27 protein-coding genes and 1 other RNA gene are annotated in these 24,311 nt (G+C 59.9%); 6 read left to right on the top strand and 22 right to left on the bottom strand.

Translation table 11 applies throughout. From position 1 onward, the window contains the following. Positions 1-15 precede the first annotated feature (15 nt). The 13 genes from ACQZ5K_RS12815 to ruvC all read right to left on the bottom strand — a co-directional run bounded on the left by ACQZ5K_RS12815 (position 16) and on the right by ruvC (position 8,005). Positions 16-1,185, bottom strand: coding sequence for a cell envelope integrity protein TolA (locus ACQZ5K_RS12815; protein WP_003523241.1), 1,170 nt, complete (start codon positions 1,183-1,185; stop codon positions 16-18). Positions 1,186-1,194: 9 nt separating this feature from the next. Further along, positions 1,195-1,653, bottom strand: coding sequence for a protein TolR (gene tolR / locus ACQZ5K_RS12820; protein ID WP_003523240.1), 459 nt, complete (start codon positions 1,651-1,653; stop codon positions 1,195-1,197). Positions 1,654-1,705: 52 nt separating this feature from the next. Further along, a complete protein-coding gene (gene tolQ / locus ACQZ5K_RS12825; RefSeq protein WP_003523238.1) occupies positions 1,706-2,425 on the bottom strand; it encodes a protein TolQ in 720 nt (239 codons plus the stop codon). Between the two features lie 261 nt (positions 2,426-2,686). Next, entirely contained in the window at positions 2,687-3,127 is a 441-nt protein-coding gene (ybgC, locus tag ACQZ5K_RS12830; protein ID WP_020812213.1) for a tol-pal system-associated acyl-CoA thioesterase, read from the bottom strand. Beyond that, positions 3,124-3,660 (bottom strand): NUDIX hydrolase, encoded by a 537-nt coding sequence (locus tag ACQZ5K_RS12835; protein WP_448740520.1) that lies wholly within the window; start codon positions 3,658-3,660, stop codon positions 3,124-3,126. The genes ybgC and ACQZ5K_RS12835 overlap by 4 nt, the downstream gene beginning before the upstream one ends. Continuing rightward, positions 3,657-4,181 (bottom strand): NUDIX hydrolase, encoded by a 525-nt coding sequence (locus ACQZ5K_RS12840; RefSeq protein ID WP_448740521.1) that lies wholly within the window; start codon positions 4,179-4,181, stop codon positions 3,657-3,659. Before ACQZ5K_RS12840 ends, ACQZ5K_RS12835 begins: the two co-directional genes overlap by 4 nt. Further along, positions 4,178-4,759 carry a DinB family protein gene (locus ACQZ5K_RS12845; RefSeq protein ID WP_448740522.1) on the bottom strand — a complete coding sequence of 194 codons (582 nt, stop codon included), beginning with the start codon at positions 4,757-4,759 and terminating at the stop codon, positions 4,178-4,180. The genes ACQZ5K_RS12840 and ACQZ5K_RS12845 overlap by 4 nt, the downstream gene beginning before the upstream one ends. Positions 4,760-4,795: 36 nt before the next feature. Continuing rightward, the gene (locus ACQZ5K_RS12850) at positions 4,796-5,014 is read right to left on the bottom strand and encodes a DUF2945 domain-containing protein (protein WP_448740523.1); all 219 of its coding nucleotides are present in this window, start codon (positions 5,012-5,014) and stop codon (positions 4,796-4,798) included. 52 nt (positions 5,015-5,066) lie between these two features. Then, complete coding sequence (gene ruvB / locus ACQZ5K_RS12855; protein WP_448740524.1) at positions 5,067-6,107, bottom strand: Holliday junction branch migration DNA helicase RuvB; 1,041 nt, start codon at positions 6,105-6,107, stop codon at positions 5,067-5,069. Next, positions 6,104-6,511 (bottom strand): PIN domain-containing protein, encoded by a 408-nt coding sequence (locus tag ACQZ5K_RS12860; RefSeq protein ID WP_448740525.1) that lies wholly within the window; start codon positions 6,509-6,511, stop codon positions 6,104-6,106. The genes ruvB and ACQZ5K_RS12860 overlap by 4 nt, the downstream gene beginning before the upstream one ends. Next, a complete protein-coding gene (locus tag ACQZ5K_RS12865; protein WP_448740597.1) occupies positions 6,508-6,843 on the bottom strand; it encodes an AbrB/MazE/SpoVT family DNA-binding domain-containing protein in 336 nt (111 codons plus the stop codon). The genes ACQZ5K_RS12860 and ACQZ5K_RS12865 overlap by 4 nt, the downstream gene beginning before the upstream one ends. Beyond that, entirely contained in the window at positions 6,843-7,460 is a 618-nt protein-coding gene (gene ruvA / locus ACQZ5K_RS12870) for a Holliday junction branch migration protein RuvA (protein WP_003523218.1), read from the bottom strand. Before ruvA ends, ACQZ5K_RS12865 begins: the two co-directional genes overlap by 1 nt. A gap of 32 nt (positions 7,461-7,492) precedes the next feature. Further along, entirely contained in the window at positions 7,493-8,005 is a 513-nt protein-coding gene (ruvC, locus tag ACQZ5K_RS12875) for a crossover junction endodeoxyribonuclease RuvC (protein ID WP_003523217.1), read from the bottom strand. 246 nt (positions 8,006-8,251) lie between these two features. Between ruvC and ACQZ5K_RS12880 the strand changes: the two genes are divergently transcribed. Then, entirely contained in the window at positions 8,252-10,561 is a 2,310-nt protein-coding gene (locus tag ACQZ5K_RS12880; protein ID WP_448740526.1) for a methyl-accepting chemotaxis protein, read from the top strand. Positions 10,562-10,691: 130 nt separating this feature from the next. Further along, entirely contained in the window at positions 10,692-11,693 is a 1,002-nt protein-coding gene (locus ACQZ5K_RS12885) for an LLM class flavin-dependent oxidoreductase (RefSeq protein WP_448740527.1), read from the top strand. Between the two features lie 52 nt (positions 11,694-11,745). Here ACQZ5K_RS12885 and ACQZ5K_RS12890 read toward each other — a convergent pair whose 3' ends face one another. Continuing rightward, a complete protein-coding gene (locus ACQZ5K_RS12890) occupies positions 11,746-12,492 on the bottom strand; it encodes a YebC/PmpR family DNA-binding transcriptional regulator (RefSeq protein WP_003523214.1) in 747 nt (248 codons plus the stop codon). Between the two features lie 194 nt (positions 12,493-12,686). Here ACQZ5K_RS12890 and ACQZ5K_RS12895 point away from each other — a divergent pair, with 194 nt between their 5' ends. After that, the gene (locus tag ACQZ5K_RS12895; RefSeq protein WP_448740528.1) at positions 12,687-13,190 is read left to right on the top strand and encodes a pyridoxamine 5'-phosphate oxidase family protein; all 504 of its coding nucleotides are present in this window, start codon (positions 12,687-12,689) and stop codon (positions 13,188-13,190) included. A gap of 34 nt (positions 13,191-13,224) precedes the next feature. Here ACQZ5K_RS12895 and ACQZ5K_RS12900 read toward each other — a convergent pair whose 3' ends face one another. The 7 genes from ACQZ5K_RS12900 to ACQZ5K_RS12930 form a co-directional block, all read right to left on the bottom strand. Beyond that, positions 13,225-14,067, bottom strand: a complete 843-nt coding sequence (locus ACQZ5K_RS12900; RefSeq protein ID WP_448740529.1) for an MBL fold metallo-hydrolase — start codon at positions 14,065-14,067, stop codon at positions 13,225-13,227. 114 nt (positions 14,068-14,181) lie between these two features. After that, a complete protein-coding gene (locus ACQZ5K_RS12905) occupies positions 14,182-15,006 on the bottom strand; it encodes a TIGR00282 family metallophosphoesterase (protein ID WP_003523211.1) in 825 nt (274 codons plus the stop codon). Positions 15,007-15,180: 174 nt separating this feature from the next. Next, positions 15,181-15,798 (bottom strand): 5-formyltetrahydrofolate cyclo-ligase, encoded by a 618-nt coding sequence (locus ACQZ5K_RS12910; RefSeq protein WP_448740530.1) that lies wholly within the window; start codon positions 15,796-15,798, stop codon positions 15,181-15,183. Further along, positions 15,798-17,060, bottom strand: coding sequence for a hemolysin family protein (locus ACQZ5K_RS12915; RefSeq protein WP_020812224.1), 1,263 nt, complete (start codon positions 17,058-17,060; stop codon positions 15,798-15,800). The genes ACQZ5K_RS12910 and ACQZ5K_RS12915 overlap by 1 nt, the downstream gene beginning before the upstream one ends. Before the next feature lie 230 nt (positions 17,061-17,290). After that, a non-coding RNA gene (gene ssrS, locus ACQZ5K_RS12920) (6S RNA) lies at positions 17,291-17,449 on the bottom strand. Between the two features lie 79 nt (positions 17,450-17,528). Next, positions 17,529-17,906 (bottom strand): cell division protein ZapA, encoded by a 378-nt coding sequence (locus ACQZ5K_RS12925; RefSeq protein WP_003523207.1) that lies wholly within the window; start codon positions 17,904-17,906, stop codon positions 17,529-17,531. A gap of 10 nt (positions 17,907-17,916) precedes the next feature. Next, positions 17,917-18,189, bottom strand: coding sequence for a DUF4164 domain-containing protein (locus tag ACQZ5K_RS12930; RefSeq protein WP_035263131.1), 273 nt, complete (start codon positions 18,187-18,189; stop codon positions 17,917-17,919). Positions 18,190-18,513: 324 nt separating this feature from the next. Between ACQZ5K_RS12930 and tkt the strand changes: the two genes are divergently transcribed. Next, positions 18,514-20,496: a transketolase gene (gene tkt / locus ACQZ5K_RS12935; protein WP_080819510.1), complete on the top strand. Its 1,983-nt coding sequence runs from the start codon at positions 18,514-18,516 to the stop codon at positions 20,494-20,496. Between the two features lie 62 nt (positions 20,497-20,558). After that, positions 20,559-21,569, top strand: coding sequence for a type I glyceraldehyde-3-phosphate dehydrogenase (gene gap, locus ACQZ5K_RS12940; protein ID WP_059755800.1), 1,011 nt, complete (start codon positions 20,559-20,561; stop codon positions 21,567-21,569). 200 nt (positions 21,570-21,769) lie between these two features. Here gap and ACQZ5K_RS12945 read toward each other — a convergent pair whose 3' ends face one another. Continuing rightward, positions 21,770-22,012 carry a hypothetical protein gene (locus tag ACQZ5K_RS12945; RefSeq protein WP_448740531.1) on the bottom strand — a complete coding sequence of 81 codons (243 nt, stop codon included), beginning with the start codon at positions 22,010-22,012 and terminating at the stop codon, positions 21,770-21,772. 422 nt (positions 22,013-22,434) lie between these two features. On the opposite strand from ACQZ5K_RS12945, the gene ACQZ5K_RS12950 reads away from it, so the two are divergent. Beyond that, positions 22,435-24,300, top strand: a complete 1,866-nt coding sequence (locus ACQZ5K_RS12950) for a potassium/proton antiporter (RefSeq protein ID WP_448740532.1) — start codon at positions 22,435-22,437, stop codon at positions 24,298-24,300. The last annotated feature ends 11 nt before the right edge of the window (positions 24,301-24,311 follow it).

Below are 24,311 nucleotides of genomic sequence, written 5' to 3' on the forward strand. Positions count from 1 at the left end.
CAGGCCTTTCAGCATTCATAGCAATTCACTGGGATCGAAGTTCACGACAACTTCGTTCCATGCGTCATATTTGTCGGCAGGAAGGTTGGTGAACGGAGCAGAACGCATGATGGCGCGATAGGCTCCGCCGGAAAGAGCACGACGCGTTCCTTCGGAACCGCCGGTCGCCTCGATCTCGGGCCGACCGATGATGGTTCCATCACGGTCGAGCTTCATGGTGACCCGGACGCGAACGTCCGAGGCATCCGCCATGCCGGGAATGATCTGCCAGTTCTTCTGGATCGCGCCACGCAGCGCATCCATTTCCGTCTGGCTGAGCGTCGAACCGCCCGTCGTCTTCTTGCCGCCAAGCGAAGCCTGCTGGGTGGAGCGCTTGGCGCCGCCGCCCGAAGGCGCCTGCTTGTTCAAAAGCGCGGCGATATCGTCAGCGTTAAAATCGCTTTCCTTCGAGGAAGCCGATTTCGCAGTCTCCTGCTTCTTCTCGCCGGGCTTCTTGTCGGAAGGCTTGTCGGTGGACTTCGCCTGATCGGGCTTGGTTTCGGCCGGTTTTTCCGCGGGCTTCTGCTCGGCAGGCTTGGTCTCGGCCTGCTTCGGCTCTTCCGGCTTCGGCGGCTCGGGACGGGAATTCGGACGCGGCACGTTCTGCGGCACGGGGATTTCGGCCGGTTCCTGCTGCGCTGGCGGCGGCTCTTCGGCCTTGGTTTCCTGCGGCGGCGGCTCCGTCTTCGGCTGCGGCGCGATCTCGGGCTTGGTCTGCGGCAAGGCGGCCATTTCCTGCGGCTTCGGAGCCGAGGTTTCTTCCTTGACGATTTCCTTCACCTCGTTCGCCTTGGTGTCGACGACGGGTTGCGGCTTTTCCTGCTTTGGCGGAGCGGCGGCGCTGATATTGTCGTTGGGCTTGGTGGTCGGGGTCGGCGGCGCGTCAAGATCGACCGTGTTGTTGCCGACATTCTGGGCGTTCTCGACAATATCCGGCCGCGTGGTCGGGACCGGGGCCGACTTTTCCGCTTTCGGCGCGTTCTTGTCGCCCTGCTGGATCTGGCTCAGCTCCTCGATGGGCACCAGTTCCACCGGCAGGGCCTCGGCCTGCGAAACGTCAAGCGGCTCCGGCGAGCCCAGGGATACGAGGGCGAAAGCCAGAAGCGACGCATGCACGATCGCGGATGTGGTAAGGCTGCCCTTCATCGTTTTACGTCAATTGTCCTGTTTTTGCTGGGTCACAAGGCCGATATTCTTGAAGCCCGCCGCCTGAATACGCGCCATCACATCGGCAACGACGCCGTAAGCGGCAACGGAATCCGCGCGCACGAAGATGCGCTCGTTATAACCTGTCGTGGCGATCGCCTGCAGCTTGTCGGCCACTTCGGCCGCCTGAATTTCCGTTTCCTGCAGATGGATCTGGCCATTGGCATTGACGGAAATGGTGATCGGCTGCGTGTCCGAGTTCAGCGCATTGGCGGATGTCTGCGGCAGATCGATCGGCACGCCGACCGTCATCATCGGCGCTGCCACCATGAAGATGATGAGCAGCACGAGCATGACGTCGACCAGCGGCGTCACGTTGATCTCGCTGATCGCGCCGCCCCTGCGTCGTCCGCCGCGCCCCCGGCGTCCACCGGAACCGCCGCCGCTGCCACCTGCTGACATACCCATATCATCTACTCCATTTTGCCTTGCGGCAAATTACTGCACAGCATGCGGCCGCTTACTGGGCGGCCTGCCGCGTCTGAAGTTTTTCATCGATCTGGCGCGACAGGATCGCGGAGAACTCGTCGGCGAAACCTTCCATGCGGGCGGAAAGCTTGTGCGCGTCGGCCGTGAACTTGTTGTAGGCGATAACCGCGGGAATAGCCGCGACAAGGCCGATGGCCGTCGCCAGAAGCGCTTCGGCGATACCGGGCGCCACAACCGCAAGGTTGGTCGACTTCGAACCGGCAATCGCCTGGAACGAGGTCATGATACCCACAACCGTACCGAAGAGACCGATGAAGGGACCGGCCGAACCGATGGTGGCGAGCGAGCCGAGGCGCGCCTCGTATTGTTCGCTTTCACGCGCCATGGTCACGTCCATCGCCCGGTCGATACGCATCTGCAGACCGATGGGCGAACGTGCGCCGCGCTCGAAGGATTTCTTCCATTCGCGCATGGCGGAAACGAAAATCGCCGCAAGACCGCCGTTCTGGCGTTCCGCCAGCGTGCGATAAAGCTCTTCGAGCGACTGACCCGACCAGAAGACCTGTTCGAACTGGTCGAACTGGCGTCTTGCCTTGCCGAAGCTCACATATTTGTCAAAGACGATCGCCCACGTCCAGACCGAGGCGGCGATAAGTCCGATCATCACGAGCTTCACGATGAGGCCCGCCTGCATAAACAGTGCCCAGAGACTTACATCGTGCGTCGCCGCTGCCAAACCTGCCTGTTCCATAAATATCCAATCCCCGAATCCAAACGCCCGGTACGGGACCGGGCGATTCAAACGCGTGTTAACGCTCGAAGTCCTGCGGCAACAGCCGCCAACCCCTTAGCCATACCCCGATACTTGCCAGTAAGCCTTACTTGCCAATAAATTTGGTGAAAGGAAGGCGTGCGCCGCACAAATGCCAGTTGCTAAAGTAAGACACCATTATGGTTAAAGGAGTGTTACAGCCGGGCCACGCGGGATGGATTTACTGGATGCGGCCGCCAATTACTTCAGGAATTTTTCCGCCACGGTCTCCGGAAGACGCCTCGGGCGACCATTGGCGTTGATGACGGCGATGATGACCTTGGCGGCGACCAGCAGCGTTTCGCCGCGCCGGATTTCCTGATTGAGCACCATTTTCGCACCACCGGCCTTCTCGGTAACGGTGGTGATCGTCAAGACGTCATCCATCCGCGCCGGGCTTTTGAAATCGATCTCCATGCGATGCACGACGAAAACCAGCCCCTCCTCGTCAGCGGTCAGAAGCGCGCTTTGCTCGCAGCCGAGGCAACGCAGGTAGTCTGTGCGGCCACGTTCGAGAAAATGCAAGTAACGCGCGTGATAAACGAGGCCGGAGAAATCCGTATCCTCGTAATAGACACGCTGCGTCAGGCGGTGGCCATGTTCGATAAGCTCACCCGAAAGCGAAACCACAAGCTCGCTCATACTATCTCCTTGGGAATTTCGACTGCATCGGGACGTCCTTCACGGACAATAAGATGCTCATGCCGTTGCGGCAGCGCATCGATACGCTCCGCGATGAAACGGGGCCTCAGATCACTCTTCAGAAGTGCTGAAGGCTGCGCGGGCAGCCAGCGGAACTCCACCTCGACACCATCAAGCACCCGATGCACGATATCGCTTTCATGGAACGGCAGGGGCTGGCGAAGCGAAACGAGATAATAAAATCCGAGCTCATGCGCCGCAAAATCGTCATAAGCGAAAAAATTTTCGGCCGACCAGAGAAGACGCTCGACCGAACAATTCCGGTCAAGCTCCTCGCCGATCTCGCGGATGATGGTTTCCTGCGAGCTTTCGCCGATTTCGGCCCGTCCGCCGGGCAAGGCCCAGTAGCTATCCTTCGGCCCCCGCTGGACGAGAAGATGATCGTTCTGAAAGATCAGCGCCGCCACGCGCATGCTGAAAAGCTGCGGCTTGCGTTCCAGCCGGATCATGTGGCGTTCAGGCGCAGGGGTCATTTATCGTCCAGATCGCCGTCATGCCAGACGAGGTGTCTCGTGGCCTTCGGCAGGTGCTCTATTTCGTCGGCGATGAAATAGGGCGGAATATCAAGCTCCGTCAATGCCTGCCGGGTTGCGGCGACCCAGCGGAACTCCAGCTCGTTGTCGCCATCCTGGATGCGGTGAATGATATCGGTCGGATGAAAGGCCAGCGTCTCCGGCAGGTCCATCAGGTAATAAAATCCGAGTTCGTGCCAGTCCTTGCCCTCGTAGTGGAAGAAATTTTCGACCGCCCAGAGAAGCCGCCCGATCTTGGCCTCGACGCCAAGCTCTTCCACCATTTCGCGCGCCAGCGTTTCTTCGGAGCGTTCGCCCATTTCGGCGCGGCCGCCCGGAAAGGTCCAGAATTTTTCATGCGATGCCCGGTGCACCAGCACGTGGCCATCGCGAAACGCCAGTCCCGCCACCCGCATCTGGAAAATGCGCTTCGGCTTGAACTTGATGCGGATGCGGGTGTCCTGCTTGGTATCGTGTGTCATGGCGCTGACCTGCGGGCTGGAAACATCAAATCGGTTTCCGTCCACCCTAGCGCATCCATCTCTTCTTTTCTCGCCTTTGCGTCATCTCCCACAATGAATTCATCCAGTTGCGGCGGCTTGAGCGCGGTGCCGGACAACATCGCATGCGCCTGCCCGCGATGATGCGTCTGGTGCTGGAAGAGATGCGACAGAACATCGTCGCAGCGATCATGCTGTATACGCGCACCGCGGTGAACATTGACGTTAGCCACAAGGCCGTCTTCATCGAGACTGTCGACAAATGCGATCAGCACCTCGTCCAATTCCGTCTGGGCGACATGCAAATCCGCCATGGTTGCGAAAGGCTCCTCTTCGGCAAAGGCCGCAAGACCGAGCGTGCCGCCCTGCAGGGCATCGATATAAAACCGGTCGACGGTGTAGATGTGGTTCAGCGTCGCACGCAGCGTGGGAAAGAAACTGACGCGGGAAGCCACAAACGCTTCCTGCGAAAGCTGAAGACAGGCCTGATGCAGCCGAAAATTGGCCAGCCGGTTATTGCGCGCGAGTTTGCGGAAGACCCGCAGCGGATCGTAAGACATGAAGGCTCCTCCATTGCCGCCGAAGGACGGCGTCGTTCAATCGACGCGCTCAAGCTCCGATCTGCTTTTCAGAACCCTGGCGCCGTCTTCCTGCTCGATCAGATAGGCAGGCTCATGCCTGCTCGCCTTCCGCTTTATTCTGGAGCCGGCGATGGTGCGTTCGACATCATCCGTAAAAGTCTCGACGATTTTACCTTCACCGGTGGCGCCGCTCCAGTTCCACCGGACTTTCGTGCCCTTGCGATACACCGACATGACCATCTCCGTGCCAAAGACGATCAAATGCCGGCACGCCGGGCTTGTTCCCTCAATCCTCCTCCAGCGTCAGCCGGAACTGCGCCGCCTCGATGTCCCTCGGCGGCTGCATGCCCAGATGTTTCCAGGCCGTGCCGGTCAGAATGCGACCGCGCGGCGTGCGCTGGATGAAACCCTGCTGGATCATATAGGGCTCGATAATATCCTCGATAGCGTCGCGCGGCTCCGACAGGCCGGCGGCGATGGTTTCGATGCCAACTGGGCCTCCGCCGAAATTGACCGCGATCATGGTGAGATACCGCATGTCGAGCTGGTCGAGACCCATTTTGTCGACCAGAAGCCGGGTCAAAGCCTCATCGGCGATCTCGCGGGTAACTGCTTCCGCCCGCGCAACCTCGGCGAAATCGCGCACCCGGCGCAATAGCCGTCCGGCGATGCGCGGCGTACCGCGCGCGCGCCTTGCCACCTCGCGCGCCCCCTCGTCGGTCATGTTCAGCCCCATCAGCCGCGCGCCGCGCCGGACGATCAGTTCCAGCTCATCGACGGTGTAAAAAGCCAACCGGACGGGAATGCCGAAACGGTCGCGCAGCGGCGTCGTCAAGAGCCCCAGACGGGTCGTCGCAGCGACAAGGGTGAATTTGGAAAGATCAATCTTCACCGAGCGCGCCGCCGGTCCCTCGCCGATGATGAGGTCGAGCTGGAAATCCTCCATTGCCGGATAGAGAATTTCTTCCACCGCCGGGTTGAGACGGTGGATTTCATCGATGAAGAGTACGTCGCGCTCCTCGAGATTGGTCAGAAGTGCTGCAAGATCGCCCGCCTTGGCGATGACGGGGCCGGAGGTGGATTTGAAGTTGACGCCAAGTTCCTTGGCCATGATCTGCGCCAGCGTGGTCTTGCCGAGGCCGGGCGGGCCGACGAACAACACGTGATCCAGTGCTTCGCCACGGTTCTTGGCCGCCTCGATAAATACCTTGAGATTGGCGCGGGCCTCCGCCTGGCCGGTAAAATCGTCCAGCGACTGCGGGCGCAGGGTGGTGTCGATGTCCTCACCGCGCTTTTCGGGGGTGATCAGCCTTGCCGCATCACTCATGTCAGAAGTTCCATTCCCGGCAGCTTGCGAGCAGCCTTTTTGTCAAACGTATATGTCGCCACGCAGCCATTGACCCTGTTGCTTTCCGATACAATCGCGTCGGAAAAATCCGCATTTGTATTCCGGCATATGTCGATGGCATTGCCAATCGCCTCATAATTCGGAATTTCCAGTTCCCGCCGCTCAAGCATAAGCTGGAAAAACTCCAGAACGGCGCTTTTAGGATAACCGTAGAACTGGCCAAGTACCCACGCCGTCTCCAAAATCACAGCGAGACTTACAAGCAGGGTTTCTCCGTCCTCAAGCCGTGTAAGAAGACGCTTCACCGTTTCTTTTTGTTCGACATCGTCATCTACCACGATACGGAGCAGAATATTCGTGTCTATTCCGAAACGGCTGGTCATTCGTCTTCCGTCTTACCCGTAGAACGCTTGTACCGCGCAACGGCTCCCTCACCAATCGCGTCATGCATCTGCTCGACGGTAAGCTTTTTGCCATTCGGAGGTTTACCGAGAATTCCGGCCAGATCGGCAAGAGATTTATTACGAGGGACAACGATCATCTCCCCGTTACGAACCCAGGCGTAACATTTGTCGCCAGGCTTGATTTTCAATTGTTCGCGCACGTTCTTGGGAACTGTCATCTGCCCTTTGGAGGTGATTGTCACCTGAAAGCCCATGCCGCCGCCCTTTTTCTTACTTTTTACCCATTGTAAGGAATTTAGCATTAAGCGCATCAACGCGAAAGCTCTTTCAGCCCGAGCCGGATCAGCTTGGCGCTGTCGCCGCCCTCCCCGCCGTTCTTCAGCGCCGCGGCAACCGCATTGGCGGCCTGGTCGCGCGAGTAGCCGAGATTGGTGAGCGCGGAAACGGCATCCGCCACCGGTGCGGATGCGACACCCTCACCAAGCTCCTGCTTAAGGCCGATCGAGGCGGAAGCCTCTCCTGCGAAGGCCGGCGCCTTGTTGCGAAGCTCGGTCACGAGGCGCACCGCCACCTTCGGCCCGACGCCCGGCGCGCGTGAGATCATCGTTTTGTCCTGTAACGCAATGGCATTGGCCAGTTCGGAGGGCGACAGCGTGGAAAGAACGGCCAAGGCCACTTTCGAGCCCACGCCCTGCACGCTCTGCAAAAGATTGAACCATTCCCGCTCGAGCGCCGAGAGAAAGCCGAAGAGCTTCAGCTGGTCTTCACGCACATAGGTTTCGATGAACAGCACCACCGCCTCTCCGACGGAGCCGATTTTCGACAGCGTGCGCGCCGAACAATAGGCGACGTAACAGACGCCGTGCACATCCACCAGCACATAGTCCGCGCCGATTTCCTCGATGCTGCCCTTCAGTTTTCCGATCATGATGCCGCCCGCTGCAATGAGACTTTAAATATTCAACCGGCCGCCAGCAGTCGCCGCATCCTGTCACCGCCGCGATTATGGGCGTGGCAGATTGCGATGGCGAGCGCGTCCGCCGCATCGTTACCCTTGAATTCGGCCTTCGGCATCAGGATTTTCAGCATCATGTGAATTTGCTGCTTTTCGCCGTGCCCTACACCGATCACGGCCTTCTTGACCGCGTTCGGCGCATATTCGAAGACCGGCAGTCCCGCGCGTGCTGGTACCAGCATGGCGATGCCGCGTGCCTGGCCGAGTTTCAGGGTCGCAACCGCATCCTTGTTCACGAAAGTCTGCTCCACCGCCGCTTCATCGGGCTGATGGCTGTGCACGATATCCGCCAGCCCGTCATGCAGCTGGCAGAGCCGGGAGGCCAGATCCATATCGCCGTCCGACGTCACCGTGCCGGAGGCGACAAACCGCAGGCTGTTGCCGAGGGTGTCGATCACCCCCCAGCCGGTGCGCCTTAATCCGGGGTCAATGCCGATGATTCGAATCGTCTTTTGCATGAGGCACCTTATCTTTCCGGCTGCGACCCTGCCAGCGATAAGTGAACAAAACGACAACATTCATCAAATTTGCAGTGCAGCATTTACCTCTGCTTAAACCGCGTACCGCATTGTTCCCCCACAAAACCAAAAAAGGGGAGCTGCGGACATGATGATCCGCAGCATAATATTTGAGCCATATCAGCCATCCGGTGGTGCCACATGCTTGGCGCGGGAACTGATCCGGCATTGGGGGCTGCATCGGCCATGCTGAACCGTTTTCATTCCATATCCACCAAAGTGCTGGCGATTTTCCTGGCGCTGATGGCGATCTCGACCGGGGCTCTGACGCTTCTCGGCTATCAAAGCAGCAGCGGCGTTCTCGAAGAACAGGCGTCGAAATCCATGGAGAGCATTCTCGTCTTTCGCGGCGACATGCTTCAGGAGCGTCTTGAGCAGCTAAAAACGCAGGCGGATTCCATTGCCAAGATCGAATCCCTGCAAATGGCTGTCGTCTCCATGCGCAGCGGCTGGGCGACCGTGCAGAAGAATTCCGGTGATGCGAAGGCGGAACTGCAGCGCGTCTTCGTCAAGGAAAACCCCTTTGGCGAAAAGGAAAAGCTGATCAAGCCGGAAAGCCCGAGCGGCTTTTATTATTCCACCCATGAAAAAACCCAGACGGATATTGGCGGTTATCTGCAGGGAACGCCATTCAGCGACGTTCTCTTCATCGATCCCGCAGGCACGGTCTATTACTCTTACCTGAAAGGATCGGCTTTCGGGGAAACCGTCACAGGCGGCGCCTGGGCGGAAAGCGGCCTCGGCGCGGCTTTCGCACGCGGCGCTGCGAATGCCGAAAAGGCCGTGAACGACGTGGCGCAGACCAGCTTCTCCGGCCTACGCATCGATGCAGCCACGAACGAGGCCGGCATTTATTTCGGCGTTCCCGTCGTCAAGTTCGGCGCGTTCAAGGGCATCGTCCTCTTCCGGGTCAAGGAAGAGGTCTTCAGCCAGATCCTCACGAAGGGTGTGACGACCGGCAGTTCCGAACAGTCGGCAATCGTTTCCGCCGATGGCAAGGTTATCGGCGTGGAGGGCAACAGGCTGGTCGGCCTCGATCCGGCAATCTACGGCTTCCATGGACAAGCGCTGAATACGACGGGCATGACGATTGCCAAGATCGACCGCGCCGATGGGGAGGCCAATGCCTATGCCCGCCCCTTCTCCTTTGCCGGGGAAAAATATCTCGCGGTGGAAAGCATGCTGCGCAGCGAATTGAATGCGGGCTCGGTTTCGATTGCCGGCACGCTTGCCGTGATCGGCCTTTGCGTTCTGGCGGCCATGTGCGCGGCCACGGCCTTTTTCGCGCGGCGTCTCTTTGCACCGCTGGAAAAGCTTGCAGGATTGACCGGCGAAGTGGCCGCAGGCCGTCTCGATGCGGAGATCGGCAATCAGGACCGAAAGGACGAGATCGGCCGCATGGCGCAGGCGCTCGGCAGTTTCCGCGAAAAGCTCATCCTGCAGCGGGAGATGGAAGAAACCGCATCGCGCACGCGGGAGGAAGCAGAAACGGCCCGCCGCGCGCATCTTGCGGAACGGGAGGCCGAGGCCGGCACCCTGCAGATGGTCGTGCATTCCCTGGATGAAGGTCTGGACCGGCTGGCGAACGGCAACCTCGCCTATCGTATCGAAACCGTCTTCCCCGACGATCTCGAAAGCCTGCGCCACAACTTCAACACGGCGCTTGCCCGGCTCAGCGAAACCATGCAGGCCATCGGCGGCAACTCCGCCGCAGTTCGTGGCGGTTCCGAGGAGATGCGGGTGGGCGCCGACCAGCTCGCCGAACGGACCGAACGGCAGGCAGCATCCATCACCGAGACGGCAAGTGCCATCAAGGCGATCACGGAGGCCGTCCGCGACCAGATCGAACGCGCCGAACAGGCAACGCGGATCGCCCGGGACGCCAGCGCGGAGGCCACGGCATCCAGCCGCGTCATGGAGCAGACCATCGCCGCCATGGAGGCCATCCAGACCTCGTCGCGCCAGATCAACCAGATCATCGGCGTCATCGATGAAATCGCCTTCCAGACCAACCTTCTCGCCCTCAATGCCGGCGTTGAGGCAGCCCGTGCGGGCGAAGCCGGCAAGGGCTTTGCGGTCGTGGCGCAGGAGGTGCGCGAACTGGCGCAGCGTTCGGCAGCGGCCGCAAAAGAAATCACCAGCCTGCTGAAACGTTCCACCGACGAGGTTTCCGCCGGCGTGGCGCTGGTGGAAAAAGCCGGCACGTCGCTTTCCGGCATCGGCAAGCATGTGCAGACCATCAGCGCACGCATCGAGGAGATCATGGACTCCACCCGCGAGGAAGCGCACACGCTCTCGGAAATCAACAGCACCGTTGCAGGTCTCGACACCATGACCCAGCAGAATGCCGCCATGGTGGAAGAAACGACGGCCGCCATTCACAATCTCGCCTCCGAAGCGGGCGAAATGGATGGCAGGCTTGGACAATTCACGCTGGCTTCCGACCGGGATGCAGCAGGTCATCGCGACGCCCGACAAATTCGGCGGGCAGGCTGAAAAAGCAAAGGGGCCTCTTCGGAGGCCCCAATTTTTTTGAACCATCCTTCAATTCTGCGCGACTTCACTGGTAAATCGGGACACGCGTCTTACATCCGCAGCAAAGATTTAAATTTCGCAGGAGCGTCGGATGATCCCCTTTTCAATTCTCGACCTTTCGCCCATCGGCGAAGGCGAGAGCGTCAGCGAGGCGCTTGAAAATTCCCGCCGAATGGCGATCAAGGCCGAAGAACACGGCTATAACCGCATCTGGCTGGCGGAGCACCACGGCATGCCGGGCATTGCCAGTGCTGCAACATCGCTGGTCATCGCCCATGTGGGCACGGCCACGAAACATATCCGCGTCGGCTCCGGCGGCATCATGTTGCCCAACCACTCCCCGCTCGTCATCGCCGAGCAGTTCGGCACGCTTGCGGCGCTGCTTCCCGGCCGCGTCGATCTCGGTCTCGGCCGTGCGCCCGGAACCGACATGCGCACGGCACGGGCGCTGCGCCGCAATCTCGATGCCGGCGCGGAGAATTTCCCGCATGATATTGTCGAACTCCAGCGTTACCTCGGCCCGCCGCAGCAGGATCAGGCTATTCTCGCTGTGCCGGGCATGAATTCCAACGTGCCGATCTGGCTGCTCGGTTCCAGCACCTATAGCGCACATCTCGCCGCAGCCCTCGGCCTGCCCTATTCCTTCGCCTCGCATTTCGCGCCTGACATGCTGATGGAAGCGATCCATATCTATCGCGAGCGCTTCCAGCCCTCAGAAGTGCTGGACAAGCCCTATGTGATGGTGGGTGTGATGGGCGTCGGCGCCGATACGGACGAAGAGGCGCAGCATCTCTTCACCTCCTCGCTGCAGCAATTCGTCAACCTGCGCCGCAACGTGCGCACGCAGTTTCCGAAGCCGGTGCACAACATGGACGATTACTGGAACGAGATGGAGCGTTTTTCTGTCGAACACACACTGCGTTTTGCAGCCGTCGGCTCGCCTGAGACGATCCAGCGGCATCTCGACGGCTTCCTTGCGGAAACGCAGGCGGATGAGCTGATCGTTTCTATGCCGATCCATGACATCGAAAAACGGCTGCGATCCGTGGAGATTTTTGCCGACGTGCGGACCTCCATAAAGAAGGCCGCCTAAACAAAAAGCCCCGGAGCGGATCGCTACCGGGGCTTTTTTGAAACATGAGACGTCAGGCGGAAAGCTTGGCGAGAATTTCTTCGGACACTTCGAAGTTGGAATAGACGTTCTGTACGTCGTCATCGTCTTCGAGATTGTCGATGAGCTTCATCAGCGACTGTGCCTTTTCTTCATCCACCGGCACCGTGTTCTGCGGCTTCCAGATGGCCTTGACGCTTTCGGCTTCGCCCAGCACGCCTTCCAGCGCCTTGGAAACCTCGTTCATCGCTTCGAAACCGCAGATGATGGTGTGACCGTCTTCGGAAGATTCGACATCGTCGGCGCCGGCCTCGATGGCGGCTTCCATGACCTTGTCGGCATCGCCGACTTCAGCCTTGTAGGAGATTTCGCCGACGCGGTCGAAGGAGAAGGAGACCGAGCCGGTTTCGCCGAGAGCGCCGCCGGCCTTGGTGAAGATGGAGCGAACGTTGGAGGCGGTGCGGTTGCGGTTGTCGGTCAGGGCCTCGACGATGACGGCGACGCCGCCCGGGCCGTAACCCTCGTAGCGGACTTCGTCATAGTTTTCGCCATCGGCGCCGGAGGCCTTCTTGATCGCACGCTCGATATTGTCCTTCGGCATGGACTGGGCCTTGGCGTTCTGGATTGCCAGACGCAGGCGCGGGTTCATGTTCGGGTCGGGCATGCCCGTCTTTGCCGCAACGGTGATTTCGCGCGCAAGCTTGGAAAACATTTTGGACCGCACGGAGTCCTGCTTGCCCTTGCGGTGCATGATGTTCTTGAACTGTGAATGACCAGCCATGGAAAACCTGATTGTCGTAATTTGGAGATTGCGGGCCTTATAAGTGCGATAGCCGCGCCATTCAACCCCGCAAGCGCTTTCTCTTGCCGCAACAACGGAAGGAACTGATTTATCCGCTCTTCGTTCTGATCATGAACGCGGCGGAACAGGGCATTTTTCCTCCGTCGCAGCATGAGACCCGAAGGAGAAAACATATGGTCAGCCTGACTGAAGCACGAGAAGCACCGGCCCGCCAGCTCTGGGATGAGATCAATTCCGTCCATGCCGGCATGCTCGGTCTCGAAGGACTGCACAACCACATGCAGCCCATGGCGCCTCATGCTGACCCCAAGACCAACACCATCTGGTTTTTCTCCAAAAAAGACACCGATCTGGTGAAATCGCTGAAATCCGGCTCCCGGGCGCATTTCTGCGTGGTGGGCAAGGATCACGACTACCACGCCTGCCTTTCAGGCATCCTCGAAGCCCGCGACGACAAAGCCAAGATCGACGAATATTGGAACTCCGTCACGGCGGCCTGGTACGAACACGGCAAAAGCGACCCGCAACTGACCATGCTGGCGTTGCATGTCGACGATGCCGATATCTGGGCTTCGACGGACAGCACGCTGAAATTCGGCTGGGAAATCGCCAACGCGAATATGTCGGATGACAAGACGCCTGACGTCGGCGTCCGCCAGCACCTCACCTTTGCCTGATAAACCACCCCGGCCTTCCCCGCCCGTCGCCATGCTACATGCCTTTTGGCACCAGTATCTGCGGCTGGCGGGGAAGGTTTCTCATCGAAACGCGGATCACCGGATCGGTCGCATAGGCAATGCGGAAACTTTCGCCGAACATCGTCAGAAACTGCTCCAGTGGCGGGCCGGTGCGGTGCATCGGCAGGATCAGCGCGGAGCGCAGGCGCTTGACCACCCGGCTCATGCTGTCGGCACCCATGGTCAGCCCGCCATCCACCGGCACCATCAACACATCCAGACGGCCGATCTCAGCATAATGCGTATCCGTCAACTCGTGATGCAGATGCCCGAGATGGCCGATGCACAGCCCGGCAACCTCGAAGATGAAGATGGAATTGCCGTTCTCCTGGAAGGACTCGTAATCGCCCCAGCGGTTGCGGATGTCGGTTGCGACATTGCGGATATAGACATCGCCCACCAGAACCTTGTGCTCGGCCTTTTCTCCCGGCGTATCGCTCCAGCCATGCAGCACATATTGAATGGCCGGGTCCGGACTGAGGGTAAAATGCGTCGAATGCGCCCGGTTCATCGTCACGACAGTCGGCGTGACGGGCGGACGATAGACGCCGTTATAATCGGTGGCGATGGTCACACCGCCGGGGCTTTCGATCAGATAGGTGGAATGGCCGATGAAGCTGATCTTCACCTCTTCCTTTGCCGTCGCCTGCGCCAGCTGCACACCCGGCGGATCGAAGCTCGCGAACATGACGCCCGGAATGTTGCTGGCGATCGCCTGGCACTGACTGACGGGAGGACGGCTCGCCGTCTGGGAGAAGGCCGCTCCCGAACAGGCGATCAGCCCCGTTATTGCAAGCATTAGCACGCGCAGCATCATGCCACTCCCCTGAACTTGCGAAGCTGAGAGGATGGGACAGGTTTTGGCGAGCGTCCAGTTACAAGAGCAACGGAAGGCTCACCCTCTCGTCATTGTGAACGCATCGGGGGAAGATTAAACCCAGAAGGACGGCAGGGTTTCCGAAAGCCGCGGCCCGATGCGCAGCGGCGCAATCTTTTCCGCCAGTCCGGTTCGGTCGGAAATCTCAACGCCGACACCGCAGATCGTCGCAGGTCCGCTGGCTGCCTCGAAACGGCCCTTCGGCATTTTGGAAATGAAGCGGTTGATCGGCTCTTCCTTCTCCATGCCAAGCGAGCTGTCATAATCGCCGCACATGCCGGCATCCGACATGTAGGCGGTTCCGCCGTTCAATATCTGCGCGTCGGCGGTCGGAACATGGGTGTGGGTGCCGACAACGAAGCTGGCGCGCCCGTCGACGAAATGGCCGAAACACTGTTTTTCGCTGGTCGCTTCCGCGTGGAAATCGAAAATAATGGCGTCGGCCTGTTCCTTCAGCGGGCAGGCGGCAAGAATGTTTTCAGCCGACTTGAAGGGATCGTCCAGTTCCGGATGCATGAAGACCCGGCCCATGATGTTGGCAACCAATATGCGCGCACCGTTGCGGGCATAAAAAATGCCCGAGCCCTTGCCCGGCGTACCATCCGGATAATTGGCGGGCCGCAGGAACTGGTCGTGGCGCTCACAGAAGGAAACCGCTTCCTTCTGGTCCCAGACGTGGTTGCCGGTCGTCACCACATCGGCGCCGGCATTGATGGTCTCAAGATAGATATCCTCTGTGATACCAAAACCGCCGGCAGCGTTTTCACCATTGACGATGACGAAATCCAGCTTCAGGTCGGAAATCAGCCCCGGCAATCGTTCCCAGACAGCCGTGCGTCCGGTCTTGCCAACCATATCTCCGAGAAAAAGAAGCCTCATTCACCCGCCCCGATCTTGCGCATGTTTCTATATTTCGTCCCCTCTAGTGCATTTCCAGGGAAAGTGGAACCCGGTTTTCCGTCCGGAAATGCGAACGAAACAAAGAGTTAGAGGGTCTTCGCCATTCAAAGAAAGTGGAGCCCCTCTAGCGGGTATTCCATCTTTTAAAAAGTGCTAAAGCGCCTTTTGCCCACTATCGGAGATCGACAACGGGGCGGAAAACCAGCGCAGGCCGCTTTCCGTCAGAATGGCGTGAAGCGACACATCATGCGGCTCCGCCGGTACGGACGGCACTTCCTGACAATCGAAGGCGACGCCGATGAGCACAGGCTGACGGCCCCTGGCGTGCAACCGCGCAATGGCGCGGTCATAATGGCCCGCGCCATAACCGACCCGCTGCCCTTTGCCATCGAAAACGGAGAGAGGCACGAGCAGAATATCCGGATCGAGAACCTCCGCATCCTCACCCGGGCCGGTCGTGCCGAAGCCGGTCTTCACCAGCGGCGTATCCGTTTCAAAGGCGCGGAAGACAATGGTTTCACGATCCAGCACAACGGGCAGGACAAGACGCCCGCCCCTTGTCCGCAACGCCTCCATCAGCGGCCGGGTATCGGCCTCGGAGCGGATCGGCATGAAGCCGGAAATTACGGTGCCCGGTGCAAAGGGGATGCCGGAGGCGCCATGAGCCATGATGGACTGGCTCTTCTGCTGGCGCTCCGCCAGCGTCAGCGCATCGCGCGCGGCGAGCCTTTCGCCGCGCAGCCTTGCTTTTTCGGCAACGTCACCGGGCATCAGGCGGCCCGGCTCACGAGAACCTTGTCGATACGGTGGCCGTCGAGATCGATGACCTCGAAACGCCAGCCATTGCGAGTGACATGTTCGCCCAGTTCCGGCAGGCGGCGGAACTCGTCCAGAACCAGACCGGCAACGGTTTCGAACTCGGCATCCTCGTCGATCTGGAAACCCATGCGATAAGCGAACTCATCGGCGGGCATCCAGCCGGCGACGAGGAACGAACCGTCCTCGCGCTCGACCATGGCCGGCTCCTCGTCATCATCTTCCTGGAACGCGCCGGTGATGGCTTCCAGCACGTCGCCGGAGCTGATGATACCTTCGAAATGGCCGTATTCGTCGTAGACCAGCACCATATGCACGGTGGAACGGCGCAGCGACTGAATGACGTCCACCGCACTCGTCAGATCCGATACCACCGGAACTTCCCGCAGAAGCTCGCGAATGTTGAGTTCCTTGCCGGAAGCCAGCGCATCGAAAGCGTCCTTGGCGAAAAGCACGCCGAGAATTTCATCCGAGGCGCCATTGCGCACCGGCAGGCGCGAACGCTGCGTCTGGCGAAGCTGCTCGCGGATTTCTTCGGCGCTGTCTTCGATATCGACCACTTCCACATCGCGACGCGGCGTCATCAGGCCGCGCGCATTGCGGTCGGCAAGGCGCATGACGCTGGTGATCATCGCCGATTCCTCGGTCTCGATCACGCCGGCACTGTGAGCTTCGGCCAGAACCGTGCGGATTTCATCGTCGGTGACCGAAGCGTTGGATTCACCGCTATGGCCGAGAAGCGCCAGAACGGCCTTGCCCGACCGGTCGAGCAGCCACACCAGCGGCGCGCCGACCTTGGACAGCAGCATCATGGTGGGGGCGACGCGGGCGGCGACCTTTTCGGGGTCGCGCAGCGCAATCTGCTTGGGCACCAGTTCGCCGACGATCAGCGACAGATAGGTGATGGCGACGACCACCGAGCCGACACCGAGCGCATCGGCGGCACGGTCGGGAACGCCCTGCTCCAGAAGCCACGCCGTGAAGCGGGCGCCGAGCGTGGCGCCGGAAAAAGCGCCGGAAAGGACGCCGACCAGCGTGATGCCGATCTGCACCGTGGAAAGAAAGCGTCCGGGATTTTCGGAAAGGCTGAGCGCCATTGTGGCGCCCTTGCTGCCTTGTGTGGCAAGCACCTTGAGCCTCGCCGGCCTGGAGGAGACAACGGCAAGCTCGGACATGGCAAGCACACCGTTCAATACGGTGAGCAGGACCACGATCATAATTTCAGTAAACAAGTTTAGCTCTTTGGGCTGTTGAACGGCACGTCGCGGTTTTGACCGCAGCGCCCTTTTTTAAAGGGCATGACAGACATACCAATTCGGATAATAGGGAATTGTTCCGCCATTGCAATGACGGCAATATAAAAAAGCCGCGTCCGGCAGTTATGAAAAATGACTGTCGAATATATCAAGGATACAGGGAAGCCCCGGAGGTTGATCCGAAACTTCAAGCGCGATCCACGGCGACCGATGGAGATTTACGATCCTGGGCGCCTACAAAAGTAGGTGGGCACCGTGTGTCCAGCCCCACGGGACTGGCCAGGGACAGCTCCCTTTGGATCGAGTATGGCCCCAGGGATTGTGGTTCCTGTCGGGAAGCGCAGAACGCATAGAAGATATAGGACGGATCGGAGAAAACCGCCAGAGGGCAGCGCGCGAAATTTTGCCGCCTCAGAACCCTTCACGCGGTCAATGCGCGGCGGGCTTCGGCCGCGCCAGCAGTTTTTCGGTAATCCCGTTCAGGCGGTCGGCCAGATCGCCGATAGCGAGCGCCACCATCTCGTCTGATTTCGCCCGGTGCTCGGCCATGCCGTCGCGGTTGCGGGAAAGGGAGGCGACCTCTCCTTCCAGCTTCTCGATCTTGCGATTGAGTTCGGAAAGCTCGTCCATCACCATGATGCCCGCCATAACGGTCAGGCGAAGATCGCCGATTTCGCCGAACTGGCTCTTGAGGTGCCCGACATACCGGTCGAACCTCGTTGCGAGATCGGTCAGATGGTCTTCCTGCCCCGCCTCGCACGCCATGCGGTAGGCCTTGCCGTCGATCATAACTGTGACTTGCGCCATGAGCCCGCTCCTATCGATCCAGCACCGCGCGGATCGTCTCCATCGCCGTCACCAGCCGGCGGGAAACCTCGCGATTGACTTCTTCAAGACGATTGGCGCGAAACTCGGCCTGATCCAGCTCATGCGCGAGCCTTGCGCGGTCGACATGGACCCGCTTGACCTCGTTATCGATCTCGCCCGTCTCCCTTTGCCGCTCGATACGCATGTCGATGGCATTTTCGAGATTTGTGATGGCAGCATTCAGCTCCGTCAGCGCAGATTGTACGGTCTTGTCAGCCGACATCGTTTTTTCCAACTCGCACGCCACCGGCCGAATCGTCCGGTTTCAGGCCTTTTCAACAATCACGAGGTTATTACCCGATTTACCATCCCGTCAATCAAACCAGTGCATTGAGGCGTTTTGCTCTGTGGATGAACGAAGAGGCGGCGACGCCTATCGCACGAATTTTATCTGGACAGCCGATTTTCTAAACGATTTTTATCCCTCGGCGAACCGCAATTGCCCGTGGATTTATTGACTTGCCTGCCTCACCTGCTATGGATCAACCCGCTTTTTGGATAGTTGCGTAAAACTATCTCCTTTCACCCGGAAACAGACGGAAAAGCCATGATTTCTCGCGACAAACACAACCGGATGGCAAATGCGATCCGATTTCTTGCCATGGATGCAGTGGAGAAGGCCAATTCCGGCCATCCCGGTCTGCCGATGGGCGCCGCCGATGTCGCCACCGTTCTCTTCACCCGTTACCTGAAATTCGATCCCAAGGCTCCGCTCTGGGCGGATCGTGACCGCTTCGTGCTGTCGGCAGGTCATGGCTCGATGCTTCTTTACTCGCTGCTCTATCTGACGGGCTACGAGGACATGACGATCGACGAGATCAAGCGTTTCCGTCAGTTCGGTTCCAAGACCGCCGGCCACCCCGAATATGGCCATGCGACCGGCATCGAAACCACCACCGGCCCGCTCGGCCAGGGCATCGCCAACGCCGTCGGCATGGCAATCGCCGAACGCAAGCTGGAAGAGGAATTCGGCTCCGACCTGCAGAGCCACTTCACCTATGTCCTGTGCGGCGACGGCTGCCTCATGGAAGGCATCAGCCACGAAGCCATCGCGCTTGCCGGCCACCTGAAGCTCAACAAGCTCGTTCTGTTCTGGGATGACAACAACATCACCATCGACGGCGAAGTCGGCCTCTCCGACAGCACCGACCAGATCGCCCGCTTCCAGGCCGTTCACTGGAACACCATCCGCGTCGATGGCCATGATCCGGACGCGATTGCCGCCGCCATCGAAGCCGCGCAGAAATCCGACCGCCCGACCTTCATCGCCTGCAAGACCGTCATCGGCTTCGGCGCACCCAACAAGCAGGGCACCCACAAGGTTCACGGCAACCCGCTCGGCGCCGAAGAAATCGCCGCCACCCGCAAGCACCTGAACTGGGAAGCGGAAGCCTTCGTTGTTCCGGAAGACGTGCTGGATGCATGGCGTCTTGCCGGCCTGCGCTCCACCAAGACCCGCCAGGACTGGGAAGCCCGCCTCGAAGCCGCTGAAGCCGGCAAGAAAGCCGAATTCAAGCGCCGCTTCGCCGGCGACCTGCCCGGCAACTTCAACAGCGCCATCGATGCCTTCAAGAAGAAGATCATCGAGAACAACCCGACGGTCGCCACCCGCAAGGCCTCGGAAGATTCGCTCGAAGTCATCAACGGCGTCCTGCCGGAAATGGTCGGCGGGTCGGCTGACCTGACGCCGTCCAACAACACCAAGACCAGCCAGATGAAGTCCATCACGCCGACGGATTTCTCCGGCCGTTACCTGCATTACGGCATCCGCGAACACGGCATGGCAGCAGCCATGAACGGCATCGCTCTGCATGGCGGTCTCATTCCTTATGCCGGCGGCTTCCTGATCTTCTCGGATTATTGCCGTCCGTCGATCCGCCTTGCAGCGCTCATGGGCATCCGTGTCGTCCACGTTCTGACGCATGATTCCATCGGCGTCGGCGAAGACGGCCCGACCCACCAGCCGGTGGAGCAGATCGCAGCCCTGCGCGCCATTCCGAACCTGCTCGTCTTCCGCCCGGCGGATGAAACCGAAACGGCGGAATGCTGGCAGCTGGCGCTGGAACAGAAGCATCGTCCTTCCGCGCTGGCCCTTACCCGCCAGAACCTTGCGCCCTCGCGCAAGGAATATGAAGAGAAGAACCTGTCTGCTTACGGCGCTTACGAACTCGTCTCCGCCAGCGACGCCAAGGTTTCGATCTTCGCATCCGGTTCGGAAGTCGAAGTGGCGCTGAAGGCCGCCGCAACGTTGAAGGACAACGGCGTTTCCGTCCGTGTCGTCTCCGTTCCCTGCTTCGAGCTCTTCAAGGAACAGCCGGAAACCTATCGCAACGCCATCATCGGCAAGGCTCCGGTCAGAATAGCGGTCGAAGCCGCCATTCGCCAGGGCTGGGATTATTTCATCGGTAACGACGGTGCTTTCGTCGGCATGCACTCCTTTGGAGCGTCCGCGCCGGCGAAGGATCTCTTCAAGCACTTCGGCATCACGGCGGAAGCCGTCGTCGCCGCAGTCGAGGCAAAACTTGCGTGAGGGCTTCCCAGGCCCTCACCATTCAGCAAAGACCACGCCCATTCTTGTTCGGGAGACTGTAAATGACTGTAAAAGTTGCCATTAACGGCTTCGGCCGCATCGGCCGCAACGTCCTGCGCGCCATCGTCGAATCCGGCCGCACCGATATCGAAGTCGTTGCCATCAACGACCTCGGCCCGGTGGAGACCAACGCCCACCTGCTGCGCTACGATTCGATCCACGGCAAGTTCCCGGCCGATGTGAAGGTCGAAGGCGACACGATCATCGTTGGCGGCGGCAAGCCGATCAAGGTGACGGCCGTTCGCGATCCGGCAACGCTGCCGCACAAGGAACTCGGCGTCGACATCGCGCTGGAATGCACGGGCATCTTCACCGCCCGCGACAAGGCTGCCGCTCACCTGACGGCCGGCGCAAAGCGCGTCATCGTTTCGGCTCCGGCTGACGGCGCTGACCTCACCGTCGTCTTCGGCGTCAACGACGACCAGCTGACGAAGGACCATCTGGTCATTTCCAACGCGTCCTGCACCACCAACTGCCTGGTGCCGGTCGTGAAGGTTCTTGATGACGTCGTTGGCATCGACCATGGCTTCATGACGACGATCCACTCCTACACCGGCGACCAGCCGACGCTGGACACCATGCACAAGGACCTGTACCGCGCCCGCGCCGCAGCCCTGTCCATGATCCCGACCTCGACGGGCGCTGCCAAGGCCGTTGGCCTCGTCCTGCCGCACCTCAAGGGCAAACTGGACGGCACGTCGATCCGCGTTCCGACCCCGAACGTTTCGGTCGTGGACTTCAAGTTCATTGCCAAGCGCGCCACCACGGTTGAGGAAATCAACGAAGCGATCAAGTCTGCCGCCAATGGCAAGCTGAAGGGCATCCTCGGCTACACGGACGAGCCGCTGGTTTCCCGCGATTTCAACCACGACAGCCATTCGTCGATCTTCGCCAACGACCAGACCAAGGTTATGGAAGGCAATTTCGTGCGCGTCCTGTCCTGGTACGACAACGAGTGGGGCTTCTCCAACCGCATGTCGGACACGGCCGTCGCCTTCGCGAAGACCATCTAAGCAGGCATCGCTTCCATAAAAAAACCGGCAGGAGCAATCCTGCCGGTTTTTGTTTGCCTGAAAAATGCCGGCGGAACGAGGAATCCCCACCCCCGGCGTCGATCCCGAAGCAAGGCGGGGCGCTTCGGATCGAAAACCGTCACCGGCCGACCGACGATGCAAGTCGCCCCTCACCCAGCCGGAAGAGGCGCGCGTAATCGTCATTTTCTATTGTTGATAATGACCGGACCGGAATTGCCGGCACTGCTCCAGATCGTATCGAAGGTCTGTTGCCTCAATTCGCTTTGCTGCATGGAGAGTTTCATCATGCAGCCGGCGAAATCCCGCGAGCCTTCGTAATAACCAAACACGCGACAGCGCTCTCGTTGCGCGGCCATGTTTTCTGCCGTCTGCTCCGTACTCGAGCAACCCGAAACCATCGGGCCGGCCGCCAGCAGCATCATAAAGGTAGATATCCGTTTCATCCGATCGCTCCGATAATGGGCAAAAGCAATTCGGAGGCGAGAACTAACGCAGCTGCATTGTCTCTATGTTACGTTGAAACACCAGCGGATGAATTGTTTGTGCAGGGTATGCGCCGCTTGTCCGGGCCTTGCATGTTTTCCCTGCACGCCGAAAAAATTCCCATTTCCTGCCTTTGTCTGGTCCACTTTGGGACGGACAAGAAACACAGGGATAACGGTCGTGCGCAATGCACTTCGGCCCTGCCGTATCATTCGATACACCCCGCCTTGCGTCGCCTTTCAACGCCACCCGAAACAGCGCTGACAGACCGCAACCCGTGGCGCATTGACTGCAGACGCGCAGAGCATTCATTGCGCCACGGACTGCGGTCCATCAACGCGGTTTGAATGAGGCGGTGGACGTGGAATCATTTTATCTTCTGTTGCTGGTCGCAACCGTTCTCGTTCTCGTCGCCGCCTTTTCCAGCCTCATCGCCTTCCGGTTCGGCGCGCCACTCCTCCTGCTTTTCCTGATGATCGGCCTTGTGGCTGGTGTGGATGGCCTCGGCATCGAATTCACCAACAATCCGCTGGCCTATATGCTCGGCTCGCTGGTGCTAGCCGTCATCCTGTTCGATTCCGGGTTCGGCACATCCATCCAGTCTTTCCGGCTTTCGGCGGCACCCGCCGTCGCTCTCGCCACAGTCGGCGTCATCCTCACATCCGTCTTTTTTGCCGGCGCAGCCGCCCTGCTACTCGGGCTTTCCTGGCTGGAAGGCCTGCTGCTCGGCGCCATCGTCGCTTCCACCGATGCGGCGGCCGTGTTCTTCCTGCTGCGCATCGGCGGCATCCATATCCGCGATCAGGTGCGCTCGACGCTGGAAGTCGAATCCGGCACCAACGATCCGATGGCGATCTTCCTCACCATTGCCCTGGTCGAAATCATCGCCAAGGGCCAGGGGCTGGCCGGAATCGATAGCGGCTTTCTGCTGCTTTTCATTGAGCAGATGGGCCTTGGCGTGATTTTCGGCCTGCTCGGCGGCGTCATGATCGCCACCGTCGTCAACCGTTTCGCCGCTGACCGGGGGCTTGCGCCCATCTTCGTGCTGGCGCTGGCGCTGCTCGTCTTTTCCTTCACCGGCTCAATTGGCGGCAGCGGTTTTCTGGCGGTCTATGTGGCTGGCATCGTTGCCGGCAACCGCCGGATCTTCGCCAAGGAAACAATCCGCCGTTTCCATGAGGGTCTGACGTGGCTTGCCCAGATCATCATGTTCCTGATGCTCGGCCTGCTCGCCACCCCGTCGCAGTTTCCGGCAATCGCCATTCCGGCCGTGCTGCTCGCGCTGTTCCTGATCTTCGTCGCCCGCCCGCTTGCGGTGTGGCTGAGCCTCATGCCCTTCAACTATACCCAGCAGGAAACCTCCTTCGTGGCATGGGTGGGCCTGCGCGGCGCAGTCTCCATCCTGCTCGCCATCATGCCCATTCTCGGCGGCCTTGACGATGCGCAGGTCTATTTCAACGCCGCCTTCATCATCGTGCTGGTGTCACTCCTCGTGCAGGGCTGGACCATCAAGCCTGTGGCGACAAGGCTCGGGCTGATCGTGCCGCCGCGCATGGGTGAGGTGGACAAGCTGGAAGTGGACCTTCCCGGCACCGCCAATCATGAGCTGATCTCCTACCGGGTCGCCAAGGGCAGCGCCATCATGCAGGGCGAGCGCATTCCGCGCTGGGCCATGCCTTCGCTGGTGGTGCGCGACGGCAAATCGATCCGCTACCAATATGCCGGACGGTTGCGGGAGAACGATCTCGTCTACCTCTTCATCGCGCCCGGCTATTCCCGCCTTATCGACCGGCTGTTCGCCAGCGCCCTGCCGGTTGCCGATGACGACGCCGATTTCTTCGGCACCTTCGCGATCTCGCCCGCCCGCCCGGCGAAGGAGCTGGATGCAGCCTATGGTCCCGGCCTGCTTTCGCCCGCCGAACAGGCGATGAGCGTCGCGGAACTCATCGAAGCGCGCCTTGCCGGAAAAGCCGATTATGCCGACCGCGTACGCCTCGGCTCCATCGTCCTGATCGTTCGCACACTGGACGAACACGAGGCGATAACGGGTGTGGGCATCTCCCTTGAACCAGTGGAACCGGCCACCAGCCTGCCGATCTTCATCAGCTTTTCGGAAATCCTCAACCGTGTGCGCAACCATCTGGCAGAGAAGCGCCAGCCACGCTCTGCCAGCGTTGAAGAAAGCGCCCCCGCCGCTGCGAATACAGTGAGAGAAAATGAGGCCTGACCGGCTTGCGT

This window comes from Agrobacterium sp. 22-226-1 (genome assembly GCF_053522345.1).

Excerpts from the sequence above, each read along its gene's own strand:
- ACQZ5K_RS12845 (WP_448740522.1), bottom strand. The coding sequence starts at position 4,759 with ATGTCTTACGATCCGCTGCGGGTCTTCCGCAAACTCGCGCGCAATAAC.
- ACQZ5K_RS12890 (WP_003523214.1), bottom strand. The coding sequence starts at position 12,492 with ATGGCTGGTCATTCACAGTTCAAGAACATCATGCACCGCAAGGGCAAG.
- ACQZ5K_RS12895 (WP_448740528.1), top strand. The coding sequence starts at position 12,687 with ATGGTCAGCCTGACTGAAGCACGAGAAGCACCGGCCCGCCAGCTCTGG.
- ACQZ5K_RS12930 (WP_035263131.1), bottom strand. The coding sequence starts at position 18,189 with ATGTCGGCTGACAAGACCGTACAATCTGCGCTGACGGAGCTGAATGCT.
- tolQ (WP_003523238.1), bottom strand. The coding sequence starts at position 2,425 with ATGGAACAGGCAGGTTTGGCAGCGGCGACGCACGATGTAAGTCTCTGG.
- ACQZ5K_RS12850 (WP_448740523.1), bottom strand. The coding sequence starts at position 5,014 with ATGTCGGTGTATCGCAAGGGCACGAAAGTCCGGTGGAACTGGAGCGGC.
- ACQZ5K_RS12910 (WP_448740530.1), bottom strand. The coding sequence starts at position 15,798 with ATGCCCGGTGACGTTGCCGAAAAAGCAAGGCTGCGCGGCGAAAGGCTC.
- ybgC (WP_020812213.1), bottom strand. The coding sequence starts at position 3,127 with ATGAGCGAGCTTGTGGTTTCGCTTTCGGGTGAGCTTATCGAACATGGC.
- tkt (WP_080819510.1), top strand. The coding sequence starts at position 18,514 with ATGATTTCTCGCGACAAACACAACCGGATGGCAAATGCGATCCGATTT.
- ACQZ5K_RS12860 (WP_448740525.1), bottom strand. The coding sequence starts at position 6,511 with ATGACCAGCCGTTTCGGAATAGACACGAATATTCTGCTCCGTATCGTG.
- ACQZ5K_RS12925 (WP_003523207.1), bottom strand. The coding sequence starts at position 17,906 with ATGGCGCAAGTCACAGTTATGATCGACGGCAAGGCCTACCGCATGGCG.
- ACQZ5K_RS12885 (WP_448740527.1), top strand. The coding sequence starts at position 10,692 with ATGATCCCCTTTTCAATTCTCGACCTTTCGCCCATCGGCGAAGGCGAG.
- ACQZ5K_RS12840 (WP_448740521.1), bottom strand. The coding sequence starts at position 4,181 with ATGACACACGATACCAAGCAGGACACCCGCATCCGCATCAAGTTCAAG.
- ruvB (WP_448740524.1), bottom strand. The coding sequence starts at position 6,107 with ATGAGTGATGCGGCAAGGCTGATCACCCCCGAAAAGCGCGGTGAGGAC.
- tolR (WP_003523240.1), bottom strand. The coding sequence starts at position 1,653 with ATGGGTATGTCAGCAGGTGGCAGCGGCGGCGGTTCCGGTGGACGCCGG.
- gap (WP_059755800.1), top strand. The coding sequence starts at position 20,559 with ATGACTGTAAAAGTTGCCATTAACGGCTTCGGCCGCATCGGCCGCAAC.
- ACQZ5K_RS12880 (WP_448740526.1), top strand. The coding sequence starts at position 8,252 with ATGCTGAACCGTTTTCATTCCATATCCACCAAAGTGCTGGCGATTTTC.
- ACQZ5K_RS12865 (WP_448740597.1), bottom strand. The coding sequence starts at position 6,843 with ATGCGCTTAATGCTAAATTCCTTACAATGGGTAAAAAGTAAGAAAAAG.
- ruvC (WP_003523217.1), bottom strand. The coding sequence starts at position 8,005 with ATGCAAAAGACGATTCGAATCATCGGCATTGACCCCGGATTAAGGCGC.
- ruvA (WP_003523218.1), bottom strand. The coding sequence starts at position 7,460 with ATGATCGGAAAACTGAAGGGCAGCATCGAGGAAATCGGCGCGGACTAT.
- ACQZ5K_RS12945 (WP_448740531.1), bottom strand. The coding sequence starts at position 22,012 with ATGATGCTGCTGGCGGCCGGCCCGATGGTTTCGGGTTGCTCGAGTACG.
- ACQZ5K_RS12900 (WP_448740529.1), bottom strand. The coding sequence starts at position 14,067 with ATGATGCTGCGCGTGCTAATGCTTGCAATAACGGGGCTGATCGCCTGT.
- ACQZ5K_RS12835 (WP_448740520.1), bottom strand. The coding sequence starts at position 3,660 with ATGACCCCTGCGCCTGAACGCCACATGATCCGGCTGGAACGCAAGCCG.
- ACQZ5K_RS12905 (WP_003523211.1), bottom strand. The coding sequence starts at position 15,006 with ATGAGGCTTCTTTTTCTCGGAGATATGGTTGGCAAGACCGGACGCACG.
- ACQZ5K_RS12915 (WP_020812224.1), bottom strand. The coding sequence starts at position 17,060 with ATGATCGTGGTCCTGCTCACCGTATTGAACGGTGTGCTTGCCATGTCC.
- ACQZ5K_RS12815 (WP_003523241.1), bottom strand. The coding sequence starts at position 1,185 with ATGAAGGGCAGCCTTACCACATCCGCGATCGTGCATGCGTCGCTTCTG.